At 36.5% G+C, this 17278-nt stretch carries 9 protein-coding genes, 3 tRNA genes and 1 pseudogene; 12 read left to right on the top strand and 1 reads right to left on the bottom strand.

Going from position 1 to position 17278, the window contains the following annotated elements; genetic code table 11:
* The first annotated feature begins 39 nt into the window (after positions 1–39).
* The 12 genes from GOQ17_RS09395 to GOQ17_RS09445 all read left to right on the top strand — a co-directional run bounded on the left by GOQ17_RS09395 (position 40) and on the right by GOQ17_RS09445 (position 15778).
* Positions 40–1872 carry an outer membrane protein assembly factor BamB family protein gene (locus GOQ17_RS09395; RefSeq protein WP_159637090.1) on the top strand — a complete coding sequence of 611 codons (1833 nt, stop codon included), beginning with the start codon at positions 40–42 and terminating at the stop codon, positions 1870–1872.
* Between the two features lie 274 nt (positions 1873–2146).
* A complete protein-coding gene (locus GOQ17_RS09400) occupies positions 2147–5554 on the top strand; it encodes a SusC/RagA family TonB-linked outer membrane protein (protein WP_236537112.1) in 3408 nt (1135 codons plus the stop codon).
* Positions 5555–5565: 11 nt separating this feature from the next.
* Positions 5566–7422, top strand: coding sequence for a RagB/SusD family nutrient uptake outer membrane protein (locus GOQ17_RS09405; protein WP_159637092.1), 1857 nt, complete (start codon positions 5566–5568; stop codon positions 7420–7422).
* A gap of 78 nt (positions 7423–7500) precedes the next feature.
* On the top strand, positions 7501–9288 hold the full coding sequence (locus tag GOQ17_RS09410; protein WP_236537113.1) for a glycoside hydrolase family 9 protein: 1788 nt from the start codon (positions 7501–7503) through the stop codon (positions 9286–9288).
* A complete protein-coding gene (locus GOQ17_RS16400; protein ID WP_236537114.1) occupies positions 9285–9968 on the top strand; it encodes a polysaccharide deacetylase family protein in 684 nt (227 codons plus the stop codon). Before GOQ17_RS09410 ends, GOQ17_RS16400 begins: the two co-directional genes overlap by 4 nt.
* A gap of 75 nt (positions 9969–10043) precedes the next feature.
* The gene (gene murQ / locus GOQ17_RS09415; RefSeq protein ID WP_159637093.1) at positions 10044–10859 is read left to right on the top strand and encodes an N-acetylmuramic acid 6-phosphate etherase; all 816 of its coding nucleotides are present in this window, start codon (positions 10044–10046) and stop codon (positions 10857–10859) included.
* 16 nt (positions 10860–10875) lie between these two features.
* Positions 10876–12384: a sodium:solute symporter gene (locus GOQ17_RS09420; protein WP_159637095.1), complete on the top strand. Its 1509-nt coding sequence runs from the start codon at positions 10876–10878 to the stop codon at positions 12382–12384.
* Between the two features lie 67 nt (positions 12385–12451).
* Positions 12452–13267, top strand: coding sequence for a purine-nucleoside phosphorylase (locus GOQ17_RS09425; RefSeq protein ID WP_159637096.1), 816 nt, complete (start codon positions 12452–12454; stop codon positions 13265–13267).
* A gap of 42 nt (positions 13268–13309) precedes the next feature.
* Positions 13310–15295, top strand: a complete 1986-nt coding sequence (locus GOQ17_RS09430) for a putative porin (RefSeq protein WP_159637097.1) — start codon at positions 13310–13312, stop codon at positions 15293–15295.
* Positions 15296–15442: 147 nt separating this feature from the next.
* A tRNA-Val gene (locus tag GOQ17_RS09435) sits at positions 15443–15520 on the top strand.
* 98 nt (positions 15521–15618) lie between these two features.
* Positions 15619–15696: transfer RNA gene (locus GOQ17_RS09440), tRNA-Val, on the top strand.
* 7 nt (positions 15697–15703) lie between these two features.
* A tRNA-Val gene (locus GOQ17_RS09445) sits at positions 15704–15778 on the top strand.
* A 226-nt stretch (positions 15779–16004) separates the two neighbouring features.
* Here GOQ17_RS09445 and GOQ17_RS09450 read toward each other — a convergent pair.
* Positions 16005–16896: pseudogene (locus GOQ17_RS09450) on the bottom strand (IS982 family transposase).
* Between the last annotated feature and the right edge of the window lie 382 nt (positions 16897–17278).

Here is a 17278-nt window from a genome sequence, read left to right on the forward strand (position 1 = left end):
GTAAAAAGGGTATCTTTAAAATACCCTTTTATTTTATCTATGAAAAATATCTTATTATCACTAGCATTTAGTTTTTGCCTTTCGGCAGTATTTGCCCAACAGTCTTTCAAATTTGCCCAGATTACCGATACACATATTGGGGGGCATTCTAGCGAAGAAGATTTGAGACGAACTGTAGCCGATTTAAATAATCAGCAGGATATTGATTTTGTGATACTATCTGGTGATGTCACAGAATTCGGATCTGATGAAGAACTGAAATTGGCTAAACAAATTTTGGATCAATTAAAGCTTCCTTTATACATTGTTCCGGGTAATCATGATAGCAATTGGTCTGAAAGTGGGGCTAATTCATTTCGTAAAGTATTTGGTGGCGAAGCTTTCTTTTTCGAACATAAAGGATATCAATTTGTCGGAACCACATCTGGACCAAATATGCGTATGAGTCCAGGTCAGATTCCACGCGAAAATTTAGTTTGGATTGATAGTATTTTTAAAGCCAATCCTAATAAAGATATTCCTTTAATTTCTATTAATCATTACCCATTGGATTCTTCATTGAATAATTGGTACGAATTAGTAGATCGTTTACAAACACGCAATATTCAGTTTGCTTTATGTGGACATGGACATATTAACAAGTTGTACGATTGGGATGGAATTCCTGGTGTGATGAGCCGATCAAATCTTCGTGCTAAAGCAGATGTAGGGGGATATAATATTATTACTCTAACGAATGATTCGGTATTTTTCCAAGAAAGAAATCCAGGTATTTCAACGCAAAATGCTTGGCTGAAGCTGCCTTTGAAAAAGTTATCATTTGATAGTAATTACAAACGACCAGACTTTTCTGTAAATAATACCTCACAAGCAAAGGTAGAATGGGAATATATTAACGATGGTGATTTGGGTGCTGGTATAAGTTCAGATGGTAAATTAGCTTTCACAGCGAATACTATTGGTGAGCTATTCGCTTTGAATATTCAAACAGGTAAACGAGAGTGGGTATTCAAAACTAATGGAAAGATCTATTCAACTCCAGGGGTTGCAAATGGAATAGTAGTTGTTGGCTCTTCGGACAATTATATTTATGCTGTAAACAGCAAGACTGGTAAAGAACTTTGGAAAGTTCAAGCAAATCATGCGGTATTAGGTTCTCCAAATATTTACAAAGGAAAGGTGTATATCGGCGCGTCTGATGGGATTTTTAGATGTATAGATTTAAAATCAGGTAAGTTGGTTTGGACTTTTGATCAAGTTAAAAATTATGTATCTACATTACCCACTATCGCAGATGGCAAAGTAATATTTGGTTCATGGGGTAATGGATTTTATGCGTTGGATGTTAATACAGGAAAGTTAATATGGGAGTGGAATAATGGTCATGCTAATAGAATGTTTTCTGCAGCAGCTTGTTATCCAGTTGTAGCCAATAATCGCGTGTTTATTGTAGCTCCGGACCGTTTTATGACGGCTTTAGATTTGAAAACAGGAAGAGTTATTTGGCGTGAGAAAAAAGAAAATGAACGTGTACGTGAATCTATGGGCTTGTCTTTTGATAAAAAAGTGGTATATGCTAAGACTATGGACGGAGAATTGATTGGTGTGCCAGTTAACGCTGATAAAATGGATATTACTTGGAAATCAAAGTTGAAATTACCGTATGAATTGACTCCTTCAGCAATTTATAGCAATAAGGATTTGGTTGTGGTACCTAATAATTCTGGATTAGTGTCTGCGGTAGATCCGAAATCAGGTGATGTATTTTGGCAGTACAAAATCTCGAATGGCATGGTTAATCCGACTTTGGTAACTAAAAAATATATTATTGCAAGTACAATGGATGGAAAAATCGTCAAACTAACTTATTAGATATGCAAATTAAATATAAAAGCGAGATTTAGTCTCGCTTTTTTTGTTACAATTGTAACATAGCTACTGAATCTTTTTACACGTTCTTGCATACTTTTAATAATATTTCGCATTAACTTGAAAAATATTTTTGCTTTAATGCGTATTTATGCATAATTTAAATTAACATATAAATACTAACCTATATAAAAAACTTAAATTAAAGGCTATGCGAAAATTGGTACTATTTTCAATTGCTCTAGGAATGTCTCTTCCTTCATTTGCTTTTATACATATGAATAAGAGAGTAGATATTTCTACGGGCCTATCATCCTCCCTTTCTAAGTTTCCTAATCAACAACAAATTCAGGGTACTGTAACTAGTACTGCTGGACCTGTTGTAGGCGCAACAGTATCCATACCAGGAGGTTCCTCAACACAAACTGATGAGAACGGGAGATTTTCAATTTCAGCGAGTATCGGTTCTAAACTTAGGGTATCCATCATTGGTTATTCATCCAAAGAGGTTGTTGTCTCCTCCACGACTATGAATATTGCTTTGGATGAGGAGGGTACTTCGTTAGATGAAGTGGTAGTTGTCGGATACGGTACCCAAAGAAGGGGTAATGTCACCGGAGCAGTTTCGACGGTTAATATTAAAGAGAATTTAGAAGGCAGGACTGTGGTAGATGTGGGTAGAGCTATTCAAGGGACTACCCCTGGTCTTAATGTGACTATTCCAAGTGGGGAAGTTGGTTCTGACCCAGTTATTAAAATTAGGGGTGCTGTGGCCTCTATTACAGGAAGTAGTTCACCATTAATTTTGTTGGACAATGTGGAAATTCCAAGTATTCTGTATGTTAATCCTGATGATGTAGAATCTATTACCGTCCTAAAAGATGCTGCCGCATCATCAATATACGGTGCTAAAGCAGCTACTGGTGTAGTATTGATTACGACAAAAACAGGAGCGGCAGGAAAGCCGAGTATAAATTATTCTAATAATTTCTCTTTTCAAAACCCATACAAGAAGTTTGAAATGGGAACTATTAATGCGTTGAAATATTCAATAGATGCGCTCGAACGCGTTGGAGGCACAGTATATGGGGCTTTTTATGCATTAGATAAAAATAGTTATGAAAAGGCACTGGAATGGGAAAATAAGTACGGAGGTAAGTTGGGTCCTAATGATCCAACAGTGTATGGTAGAGATTGGTATGTAGATCCGGCTGTTCCAGGAAGGAAGTATGGATTAAGAACTTATGATCCATATGAATATATGGTTCGAGAATGGGCTCCTACCAATACACATAATTTTTCTGTGTCTGGTACCTCTGGTAAAACGCAGTACAGCACAACTTTTGCTGCTGTAGATCAAAGTGGAATGATTAAGCCAGGTAATATGGATAATTTCACACGTTATAATGCTGGACTCCGTTTATCTACAGAATTGACTGATTATTTGACAATGAGAGGTGGTATGATGTATTCGAAGAGAACGAAATCATACCCATATGCGACTAATTCATCGACAGCCGATCCATGGCTATATATTTACCGCTGGAGTTCTTTATATCCAATGGGATACGATGAATTAGGAAACCCTATTCGAAGTCCATGGAGTGAAAATGAATTTGCTAATGATGCTGCGATGAAACGCGCCTACGTAAATGCAAATGTTGGTACTACCTTAAAGTTAAAAAGTAATTGGAAAGTTGATATCGATTATACTTATACTAATGAGGATTATAAATGGGATAGAAATGGTACGCGTTTTACTGGTGCTAACAGTTGGGTAGCTGCTAGAGAGCGTAAAGACGCTAGCGGTAATTCTGTGTATGTAAATTCTGATGGTGAAGTGGTAGCCGCTGGCTCTCCTGGAGCTATGTTAGCCTACGATTTGATCAATGAGACGTACACTGCGAATGGCTCGAATCCGGATCATATCTATCAACGTTCCGAAGACGAATACAAACATACACTCAATGCATTTACTACATATGATTGGAATGTCAATGCAGATCATCATTTTAAATTTATCCTAGGTACCAATATAGTAACAAGCCATGGTAATTACCATTGGACTCAACGTACCAATTTATTGGACATTACGAATCCTCAATTTGATCTTGCTGTTGGTGAGATTACCGGTAGTGGTGGTGAGTATTGGGAAGCACAAGTGGGATATTTTGGTCGTGTAAATTACGCCTTTAAAAATAAATATCTTTTCGAGGGAAATATTCGCTATGATGGTTCTTCCAAATTTCCTACGGATTTAAAATGGAGGTGGTTTCCTTCGATGTCAGCTGGGTGGGTTGTTTCGGAAGAATCATTTATGGAATCACTTAAGCCAGTTATTAGTTTCCTAAAATTCAGAGGATCATGGGGTGTGATTGGTAATCAATCTGTACCTAATGATTTATATGTTGCTAATATGGAGCCCTCGCAAAGCACTTGGATAGCAGGTAACGCTAAAGTTGTAACAGTTAGCTCGCCTGCTCTTCGCTACCCAAATGTTTATTGGGAAGATATTGAAACGCTGAATGGCGGTATGGATGCGAGATTCTTGAATAATAAATTAGGATTGACTGTAGAGTGGTACAAACGTTCTACAAATAATATGTTTGGTCTTTTAGACGGTACTACCTGGACAATTGGAGGTACTGCACCAGTTCTCAATAGAGGTTCTTTGGTAACAAAGGGATACGAAATTGCTTTAGATTATAATCACCGTTTCGACAATGGATTGGGTATTAATCTGAGAGCAAACTTTGATGATGCAAAATCTCGTGTATATGGTTATACACCATCTCGTGTGACAGGCGCATTGTATGATGGTTCTGTGTATGGGGATATTTGGGGATATGAAACAGATCGATTATACCAAATGGATGATTTTGTTTTAGGCGCAGATGGAAAACCACAATTGGTGACTTTAACCCCAGAGATGACAAAATATAATACCAGTGGTGGGGGAAAAGCTTATTTGCTAAAAGATAATGCAGATGGCAGTAAACCTATATATCAATCAAGATTAGAAAACTCAGCTAATTTTGATTTTGGTCCAGGTGATGTGAAATTCAAGGATTTGAACGGTGACGGGGAAATTGATAATGGTGACGGAACAGTCGACAATCCTGGCGATAGAAAGATTATTGGTAATACCACACCTAGATTCAATTATGGTCTAAGAGTTGGTGCAGATTATAAAGGTGTAGATTTTTCTGTTTTCTTTCAAGGTGTAGGAAAACGCGAAGTATGGGGACAAGGATTCTTGGCACAAGCGGGATGGCACGTTTCAGATGGCGCAATGCCGGCTACTTTTGTAGATGATTATTGGACACCAGACAACACAGGAGCGTATTATCCAGCAGCTTATAGTAATGGCGGGACTGCTGATATTAATAATATGCAAGTGCAAAGTAAATACTTGTTGGATATGTCTTATTTACGTATCAAAACGTTGTCGTTAGGTTATACATTGCCAATTACATTGACTGAAAGAGCTAAATTGAGCAAGGTGAGAATTTACACATCTTTCGAAAATTTCTTCACTTGGGATAATTTAAGAGGTCTACCAATTGACCCTGAAGAGGTTTCTGGATATTCAATTTTCAATACAAGTAATTATAACTCTGGAAGAACAGGGGTAGGTGTACCGACGTTTAAAAGTGCATCTTTTGGATTACAGTTAACATTCTAAATGATATCAACATGAAAAATATAATATATACATTATTGCTGGGGTCAGCATTTACGCTGATGGGTTGTGATAGCCTATTGGAACGTCCCGAATTAATAAAGATTCCCGATACTGAAAATAATTATTGGAGAAATGAAAATGATCTTAGGTTATTCGCAAATGATTTTTACCCAAATTATTTTGTAGGGTATAATACTGCTTTCGGAACAGCATATGCTCCTTTAACAGGTTATAATTTTTCTGATGATCTAACCTCTCAGGGCGCACAAGCTAATTTATTGGGAACCATCCCGACAGGCACTGGAGGTTCTACAACGGCTACACCCACGATTTTACGTTTAGAGCATCCAGGTCCTAACTGGAACTTTTATTGGGTTAGAAAAGCAAATTTATTGCTTTCAAGATTGGAAAATGTCGCAAAGCCAAATATCTCGGAAGAAGCATTTAAACATTGGACTTCCGTTGGCCGATTTTTTCGTGGATATGAGTATTCAAGGCTGGTGAGTAATTTCGGCGATATTCCATATTATGATCAGCAGGTCGCAGTAGATAGCCCTGATGTCATGTACAAACCACGCGATGCACGTGGTGAGGTCATGGATAAAGTTTACGATGATTTCAAATTTGTATTGGATAATATGCGTGAAAGTGATGGTACAGGATATGTGAATCGTTACGCTGCAGCAGCATTAATCTCTAATTTGATGCTATTTGAGGGCTCTTGGCAGAAATACCATAATCTGGATGGTACACGTGCTAAAAAATACTTGGAATTGGCTCGGGATGCAGCTCAATATGTGATGAATAGTGGGAAATGGTCTTTTGGCGCTGATTTTAAAAGTTTGTTTGCGTCCGAAAATCTAGCGGGCAATTCTGAGGTCATTTTCCACAGAATATATGATGATGCATTGGCAGTACGGCATGCGGTAGGATCATACAGTAATGGTACAGAATCGCAAGCTAGATCAGCAAATTTGGATTTATTAAAGGATTTTATCTGTATAGATGGTAAAGTTTGGCAAAATTCCGTTACGCCTAATGCAAGTAGCTTTAGATTACAAAATTTAGCAAAAACAAGAGATCCGCGCTTTGAAGCTACTTTCATGGATACGGTAAATACATCAGCTTCGGGAACTTTGGTATATGCGCATAAATTTGCTGGAAGAGAAGCTCTAGGTTATATTGGATCAAGCTATCCGGCGAAATGGGGATCAAATACAAATACAAATGATGCTCCAATAGTTCGATTAGCGGAAGTTGTTTTAAACTGGATTGAGGCGAAACAAATATTGGCCGAATTTTATGGCGGTGCTGCGGTAACACAAGGCGATCTGGATAAATCAATTAATGCTATTCGTACACGACCTTTAGACGCTGTGGCTACGGCGAAAGGTGTTACAAAGACAGCTCCTTTGCTTTTATCAAGTCTGCCAAATGATCCGGAGCGTGATGCTGATGTGACTCCATTAATGTGGGAAATCCGTCGCGAAAGACGAATGGAATTTGTTTTTGAATATGCGCGTATTCAAGACATTAGAAGATGGAAAAAATTAGATTACCTCAATTTCCCAACCGAAGACTATAGATTAGGAGCTTGGATTATTGGGAATGTGGATTTGCGTGATAAAGCAAATCCTGGCAAAATAGCTGCGACATATAAAAATATACTTCAAGTTAAAAATGCGGCAGGACAAATCATTACTTATGATGGTACTAATGATGCGCAAATGGTCGGCTACTATGTAGTAAGAAATTATGCAACTAGATTGGCTGTGCAAAATCGTAACTATTTGGCTCCCATCAGTCAACTTCTTATAGACGAATACAAAGATCGTGGGTATACACTTACCCAAACGATCAATTGGTAAAACTTAAATGAGAGAGCAAACTCTCTCATTTAAGTTTTTTCTACTACATGAAATCAAAATTAATCTCCTATTAAAAATATGAATGCTATTACGACCTTTTTATTATTGCTAATTTCTATCAATATAGTTTCAGCCCAACAGCAGTCTTGGATTCGGGTCAATCAACTGGGGTATTTGCCTGAAAGTAAGAAAGTACTTGTGTGGGTTGCGAAAGGTGATAAGAAGATAAATTCTTTTGAAGTCATTGATTCGAAAACAAATAAATCCATATATAAAGGTAAAGTCAACAAAGTCTTTGGTAAATATGGTCCTTTTGATCAAGGCGCAAGGTTAGATATTTCTGCCGTAAAAAAGCCTGGCAATTATTTTGTTAAAACAGATGACGGGACACAATCTCCAGTTATAAAAATTAATAAGGATGTGTATAAGGGAACGGCGGATTTCGCGTTGCGATATATGCGTCAACAGCGTACCTTGTTCAATCCTTATTTGAAGGACAGTTGCCACACTCACGACGGCTTCACAATGTATGCCTCTTCCGTAGGGTTGCCAGATAGTACACACATAGATGCTGGCGGAGGCTGGCATGATGCGTCAGATTATTTGCAATATTCTACTACTTCTGCTAACGCTACTTTTCATTTGTTAGCTGCATACCGCGATTTTCCTCAGGTATTTTCTGATGAAAAGCAAGCAAATGGTTTGGATGGAAAAAATGGAATTGCAGATGTGTTGGATGAAGCAAAATGGGGATTGGATTGGTTGTTGAAAATGCACCCAAAGCCAAATATGATGTTCAATCAGATCGCAGATGATCGTGATCATTCTGGTTATAGACTGCCAGGTTTGGATTCTCTTTATGGTAGAGGACACGAACGTCCAGTTTATTTCATAGATGGCAATCCACAACAACGTGGTAAGTTCATGAATAATACAACAGGTACAAGTTCTACTGCCGCAAAATTTACTAGCGCTTTTTCGTTGGGATATCATCTGCTAAAAAATTCACATAAAGATTATGCAGAAACTCTAAAAGAAAAGGCTAAAACAGCTTACGATTATGCTTACATCAAACCGGGCGTAACTCAAACAGTATCTGTTAAATCTCCTTATATATACGCAGAGGACAATTGGGTAGATGATATGGAATTGGCTGAAGTGATGATGTATACATTGAAAAAAGATCCATCTTATCTTAATAAAAGTTTGAATTTTGCGCGTCAAGAACCTGTTACGCCGTGGATGATTCGCGATACGGCTAATCATTATCAATATTATCCATTTATTAACTTGGGGCATTATGAATTAGCTAAAGTTGCACAAGGCAAACAGCGCAAAGAAGTCCTTAAATACTACCAGGATGGGATTGAATATGTGTGGAATAGAGCAAAAGAAAATATGTTTTACCGTGGCGTGCCTTATATCTGGTGCAGTAATAACTTAACAACATCATTTGCAATCCAAGCTTATTGGTACAAACAATTAACTGGCGATACACAATATGATGAGTTAGAACAAGCAAACTTTGACTGGTTATTTGGTGTAAATCCTTGGGGTACAAGTATGGTAGTTGGTTTACCAGCAGATGGAGATACTCCTGTGTATCCACACTCATCGTTTACCTATTTGCATAATATGCCGATTGATGGGGGGTTAGTAGATGGACCAGTTTATGCAAGAACGTACAATAATCTTATTGGAATTCAGTTATTAAAACCAGATGAGTACGCGGAGTTTCAAAGTGATCTTGTGGTTTACCATGACGATTTTGGAGATTACAGTACCAACGAGCCCACAATGGATGGAACAGCATCTTTGATCTACTTATTGTCTGCAAAAGAGGCTGAAAGTAAAAAAAAAAGATAGTAGATAAATTTGGTGCAGTAGTACGTGGTAATCCAGGGGAAAGAAATGTTAGTTTAGTTTTTACTGGTGACGAATTTCGTGATGGATTACCACATATTAGCGAAGTATTAGAAAAGAAAAATATAAAAGGAGCATTTTTTGTTACAGGAAAATTCATAGAAGACAAAAAATCAGCGAAACTGCTCACGAGACTTTCAAGAAAAGGGCATCTTATTGGGCCACATTCGGATCAGCATCTATTATACTCCCCTTGGGAAAATCGTGATAGTATGTTGGTGTCTAAAAGTGAATTTGTAAATGATTTAGAAAAAAACGTTGAGCGTTTAGAAAAAATCGGAATAAAAAGTGGAGATATATTTATCGCGCCATATGAATGGTACAATAAAAAAATTGTAGATTGGTCTGCCGAAATTGGTTTTGAAGTATACAATTTTACACCAGGATTGCGTACTCCTGCCGATTATACCTATCCAGAAATGGGCGTGCGCTATATGTCTTCTGACAAAATTTTAGACCAATTATATAATTATGAAAAAGAAAATGGATTAAATGGTTTTATTATTCTGATACATATTGGTACAGATAAGCGTCGTACAGATAAATTATATAATAGACTGGAAGAAATCATAGATGATTTGCTCTTAAAAAATTATAATTTCGTACCGCTAACAAAATTATGATTGCGTTTTTTTGCGTGTTTTGCAAAAAAGTTGCATATTTACGATATTATAACAAAAATTAAGATTTCGATTTAGATGGTTAATACAACAGAGAAGGATTCGAATTATCAGGATTTGGACAAAATGTCTGTCCTAGAGCTACTTACTAATATTAATAACGAAGATAAAACAGTGCCTCTAGCAGTAGAGCGTTCTATTCCTCAAATAGAGGCATTAGTAGAAGTAGCTGTAAAGGGTATGAAAAAGGGTGGTCGAATCTTTTATATAGGTGCGGGTACCAGTGGCCGTTTAGGAATTTTGGATGCTTCAGAATGTCCACCAACATATGGAGTACCCTTTGATTGGGTGATTGGTCTTATTGCTGGTGGTGATACAGCTATCCGCAAAGCAGTAGAGTTTGCAGAAGATGATATGGAGCAAGCTTGGAAAGACTTAGATGAGTATGTAATCACAGAAAATGATATTATTATCGGTATAGCAGCTTCGGGTACTACACCATATGTTATCGGTGGATTACAAGAAGCAAATGCTCGTGGTATAGCAACTGGATGCGTTGTATGTAATGGTGGATCACCAATTGCTGCAATTGCAAAATATCCAGTAGAAGTAATAGTGGGTCCAGAATTCGTTACGGGCTCTACACGCATGAAATCAGGTACAGCACAAAAATTAGTCTTAAATATGATCAGTACTTCGGTGATGATCCAATTAGGTCGTGTGAAAGGTAATAAGATGGTAGATATGCAATTGTCTAACCACAAATTAGTAGGACGTGGTGTGCGTATGGTGATGGCGGAGACAGGTGCTGAGGAATTATTAGCTACAGAATTATTGGAGAAATTTGGAAATGTTCGTCAAGCGATTGAAGCATTTAATCAAAAACAATACTAAACTTTAAAGACTCTATATGTCGCCTTTAATATTATTATCATTTCTAGTCGTATATTTTGCTGTATTGTTAGCAGTATCTTACTTTACATCCAAAAATTCGTCAGATAACTCCACATTCTTTGTTGCAAACCGTAATTCTAAATGGTATTTAGTAGCATTTGGGATGATTGGAACTGCCTTATCAGGCGTTACTTTTATTTCTGTGCCAGGAGATATTGGTAATACTCCTGGAGGTTTGTCTCCCAACAACTTTAGTTACTTCCAATTTGTATTGGGTAATGCATTAGGTTTCGTCATTATTGCCTATGTGCTACTCCCGCTTTACTATCGAATGAACTTAACTTCTATCTATACATATTTAGAAGAAAGATTAGGATATAAGAGCTACAAATCAGGAGCAATGATATTTTTGGTATCTCGTACCATTGGTTCTGCTTTTAGACTTTATTTAGTAGCTATTGTATTACAACGCTATATTTTTGATGCTTGGAATATTCCATTTATCGTAACAGTAGCAGGATGTTTGTTACTTATTTGGATGTATACCAATAAGGGAGGTCTAAAGACAATTATCATTACGGATACTTTACAAACAACGTTTTTAGTATTAGCTGTTATATTGTCAATTTATTTTATGGCAGATGGTTTGGGTATTACGGTTGTTGAAGCATTTGAGAAAGTAAAAGATAGCTCATATTCTAAAGTATTTATTTGGGAAAATCTTTTGGGTGATACAAGACATTTCTGGAAACATATCATAGGTGGTGCTTTCGTTACTATTGCAATGACAGGACTTGACCAAGATTTGATGCAGAAAAACCTAAGTATGAAAACTATTGGTGAAGCACAAAAAAACATGATGACTTTTACATCAATTTTTGTGGTAATCAATATCTTCTTCTTGTGTGTTGGTGCGTTATTATATTTCTATGCTGAGGCAAATGGTATTAATGTGAAAGATTTAGGTAAATCTGATTATTTATATCCAGAGATTGCTTTACGTCATTTGGGCTTATTACCAGGTATTGTCTTTATGATGGGGTTGACGGCAGCTACATTTGCAACGACAGATTCGGCTTTGACTGCATTGACGACTTCATACTGTGTGGACTTCTTAGGGTTTAACAAGAAAGAAAATCCAAATGATCCGAAGTTGGTAAAACAGAGAAATATAGTACACATGGCATTTTCAATAGTTATGTTACTTGTAATTCTATTGTTCCACGTTATCAACGATGATTCGGTAGTTTCGGCTATTTTCAAAATCGCTGGTTATACTTATGGTCCATTATTGGGATTATTTGCTTTCGGTATTTTGACCAAACGTCAAGTTAATGACAATCTAGTACCATACATTTGTGTGTTAGCTCCGATACTAATTTGGTTGTTTACATTGTATGTTTTACCACATACCACATATAAGATTGGTTTCGAATTAATCGTTTACAACGGTCTGATTACTTTCTTAATGTTGTGGTTTACTTCTCCAGGAAGAGCTTCAGATAAACAATTATCTGCTAAATAATAAAGGTTTAAGTGATTTGTGTGTGCAAAAAATTAACACTAAGTTTGAGTATTAGTTTTTTGTACACATGTATCATTTAATAGACGAGACGGTTTCCTTCATTCGCCAACGTATTGGTGATTTCTCTCCCGAATTTGGTATTATATTAGGTACTGGCTTAGGTAAGCTTGTAACTGAAATTGAAGTTCAACATCAGTTGATGTACTCCAATATTCCTAACTTCCCGATTTCCACTGTAGAATTTCATTCTGGTAAGTTAATTTTTGGCATCTTGAATGGTCGAAAAGTCGTTGCTATGCAAGGGCGTTTGCACTATTATGAAGGATATAATATGCAAGAAATTACTTTTCCTGTCCGAGTAATGCGTGATTTGGGTATACAAAAACTTTTCGTTTCAAATGCTTCCGGTTCTCTAAATCCTGATATCAAAAAAGGTGATATAGGCATTATTGATGATCACATTAATTTGTTGCCTGATAATCCATTACGGGGGCCAAATGATGAACAATATGGAAATCGATTTCCAGATATGAGCTCACCATACGACAAGTTAATGCAAAATCAAGCTTTGCAAATAGCACAAAAAAATGGTGTTAGGGCCCATCGTGTGGTATATGTATCTACCCCAGGTCCTAATTTGGAAACTCGCGCTGAATACCGATATATGCGTCTGATAGGAGGTGATATCGTAGGAATGAGTACTGTTCCTGAGGTCATTGTGGCAAACCATATGCGTTTGCCCGTATTTGCAATTTCAGTGATTACGGATGAAGGCTTTCATGCTGAATTGAAGCCTGTTTCATTAGATGAAATTGTGAAGGTGGCGGCAGAAGTGGAGCCAAAGATGACACAGGTGTTAAAAGAGTTAATTGCTCTACAATAACCTCTAATTTTCTTTATTTTTGCGAAATATATTTTGTAGTAAATGAGTAGTAATTTTTTACGTAGCCTTTTAAGTCTAGTTTTCCTTTTCTTCCTCACATTTGCACTGCAAGCGCAGGTAGAAGAAGAATTCAGTTCTGCATTGGATTCGGCGAGAGCCAAAGAGGATAATAAGAAGGACTCAGTCATTTTTTCGGCTAAGTATGTGCGTTATGCTACATTAAATATGTTGAAATATGCAACATATACAAAGCAGATCGATACAACTCATTACAATTTTCAATATTACAATAAGCAAAACTTACCTTGGAATCCTAGTATAAATCTAGGATCGTATGGGTTGGCAACACGAGACTTATTATTTCAACCAACCAAAAAAATCGGGTTTCAATCGGGATTTCATGCATTAGAGAGGTATCTACTAACATCGGACTCGGTTCAATATTTTCGTGCTCGAGCGCGGTATTCAGAGTTGTATGCTGTAGGTTTCTTTTTTGCCGATCAAGTTTTCAAAGCTAAATTGACGCAGAATATAAACCCCAACTGGAACTTAGGAGTTGACTATCACGCTACCAATACAGATGGGTATTTTTATAACCAAGATTATAGCGATCGAAAAGGAACAGTTCATTCATGGTACGAATCGCCTAATAAACGTTACAATATGCTAGCGAATTTGACTTTTAATAAATTGGATGCAGCGGAGAACGGTTCTATTCTGAATGACACTATTTTTAGAGATAATAAAATAAGTTCTTGGTATTCGGCTACTACACGTTTGAGAGGGCAGAGGCAGACTAGACCTTATAATAAATGGAATGATAATAGTTTCTTTTTGCGTCAGTCTTATTATATGGGGCGATTGGACACTATAAATAAAGCTGAACCCGATATGGAGATTCATCCAACAAATGCTATTGCGCATAATACACACATACGCCAACAACGTTTCGTTTTTTACAAGAATGAACCCGATACGTATAATGCCTTCCCTTACGGTACTTTTATAGAAGTGCATGATACGACTAAAGTTACTACGATATCCAATGAATTTACGTATTCATTTTATCTTAGACCAAAATCTGTTTTAAAGAATGAAGCTAAGTTAAATGTTGGATTTCAAAATGACTTAATATGGTTAGCTGATAGTGTGTCTACAGATTTTTACCAAAATTCCTCAGTAAAAGGAGATCTCAGTTATAAGTTTTCTGATCGTATTGATTTCAATGTTGGTGTAAATCAAATAGTAGTAGGCCACAATTTTGGCGATTACTTATATGAAGCTAATGCTGATATATTAATTGGGCAGAATGTCGGTAAAATATCATTAGGAGCTTATTCACAAAATAAATCTCCTGAAATGGTATTCAATCGTATGAACTACACATACCATCAATGGAATAATGATTTAGAGAAGTCTAAAACGCAAAATTTGTCCTTTACATATAGCAACCCTAAATTAGGTTTTAAAGGAAGATTAGAGTACTTCTTAATTAATAATTACACGTATTTCAAAGAAGTCGATAACCCAGATGATAATAGTCGTCTAGATAAGATAATTGAAGCCGCACAATACGGTAATCTGAATTTTTTGAAAGCGACAGTAGAGCAGAATTTTAAGTTTGGAAAAATTCATTTTGATAATAGAGTTGTATACCAAAAATCTGATGCTATGCATGTCATCGCTTCTCCAGAGTTGTACACTTGGCACAGCTTATATTACGACTCTAGATGGTTTGATGTGTTGAATCTTCGAATTGGTACCGATGTTCGTTTTAATACACCTTTCGTCACGCCTTCATATTCTATTAATACAGGACAATTCTATAATACGAACACGAGCTTAGAATTCTCAACTTATCCAATAGTTGATTTTTGGGCTACGATGAATATCAAACGTGTAAACCTTTTTATCAGTAGTAATTTCACGAATCAATATTTGTATCCAAAAGGCTATTATTCTGTTCGTCGATATCCGATGAATCCAGCCAACTTTAGATTCGGTGCTTCGTGGAAATTTTACGATTAATAATTATCTCTCTTTTTATTAGGAAATTACGATTTATGGAGGTAAAAAAGTTTAAAAAACATTTTGAAACTTAAAAATTAGGGCTATATTTGCACACGCAATCGGGATAAGGTTGTGGAGTTCTAACAGAGAATAACAACAATGTATGGAGGCTTAGCTCAGCTGGTTCAGAGCATCTGCCTTACAAGCAGAGGGTCACTGGTTCGAATCCAGTAGCCTCCACCAAACATTCATAAAGGAGAATTAGCTCAGCTGGTTCAGCTCATTCCGATACATCGGAAGTGGTCGACTGGGGAGTTAAAGAGTTCTTAAAAAAGATAAAAGGAGAATTAGCTCAGCTGGTTCAGAGCATCTGCCTTACAAGCAGAGGGTCACTGGTTCGAATCCAGTATTCTCCACCATCCTTACGGAGGCTTAGCTCAGCTGGTTCAGAGCATCTGCCTTACAAGCAGAGGGTCACTGGTTCGAATCCAGTAGCCTCCACACCATAAAAAAAAGCATCAATTTATTGATGCTTTTTTTTATGGTGTTAAACCACTTATAAAGCTCTTTTTTCCTCGATGAGTTATTTAGATGTTCTGAGTTACCTTAAACAAATTCTAATTTTTTAAAGAACACAAGACTGATTTAACATTAAATGTAGTGAACAATTTTCAGTTTATAAAATCAAAAGTTCGTCACACTTTCTGTCATAACCTGAACTCGATAATTAAAAAGCGTACAATTGGTTAGTTTTTACCGTTTGATATTTGATTGAAGGTTTCTTAGGGAAGAAACTGTATGCTGCTAATCCAGCTAAGATATTTACGATAAAGTTGATGAATGAACGATGTCTTGAATGCTCAATCTGACAGATGTTTTTAAGTTCGTCGTTCACAGTTTCTATAACTGATCTTTTTCTAAGCATAATCTTATCATTCATACTCATTAGGCTATTTTTCATCTTGTTTCGTATTCCGGTGACTAGATGTATTCCATCGATGAAAAGAATTTCAAACAATTGTTTAGAGATATATCCCTTATCGCCAAATAGCTTTCCAAATATTTTTTTAGGAAACTTTCTTTTTTAACGGCTCTCTATCATCCATATTCCCCTGACTAATAAGGAAATTAAGGATTTCACCCCTGTCATTAATGATTAAATGCAACTTGAAACCGTAAAACCATCCCATGGTTGATTTTCCAATTTCACCAGTTCCTTTGAAGACCTTATTGGCTTTTATACGTTTGTTTTTGCAAACCCTTATTGGCGTAGAGTCCACAAATGATATTCCTGTACAAGAAACCGAACAACAGGTTTTCAGAAACATAGTTAAGGGCATAATCACAGTCTGGCTAAGTTCTACAAAACGATTGTAAGAAACTGTCTTAGGGAAATCTTTGTTCATGTGGCGCTGTACATAAAATATGTAATAATGCTTGAAACATTTAAAGCCACTAATCTGAAATAATAGTAGGATAATAATGATCTCACTATTTGACATGGTTGCTGGTCGTCTTGAAGCCTTCCCAATGATGAAGTTTTTAGTGTTTTTTTCAAAGTTCTTGCAAAACTCATCAACTATGCAGAAAATATCGGTAACTTTATCGTATGTAATCATGGTCTGGTATATTGTTAAATATTTGAATTTCAGATACTTAAATATAAACATTTACCACCATGATTGCAATTTTAAATAGAATTAATAATCGAATTCAGGTTCATAGTTTTAGTCTGACAAATTGCACACTTTTTCATCCCCCTAAGGGGTCTTAATTTACTGCAACAATTTACAAATACCACAATCATCTTAACACAGCTCGCCGTGCTGCGAGTTGAGCGAAGGTCGTTGAAGAGAAATGCGCAAGCATGATTCAACGATATCTATGAAATAGACGAAGACTGTTGGCGGTATTTTTGTTTCAAAAATAGTGACAACATCGAAGCCTGAGCGATCCGCAGGCGAGCCAAACTCTAAAAGCGGTTGGATTTTGACCAGGTAT

It is taken from the genome of Sphingobacterium composti (assembly GCF_009829075.1).
GTDB classification, from domain to species: Bacteria; Bacteroidota; Bacteroidia; order Sphingobacteriales; family Sphingobacteriaceae; genus Sphingobacterium; species Sphingobacterium composti.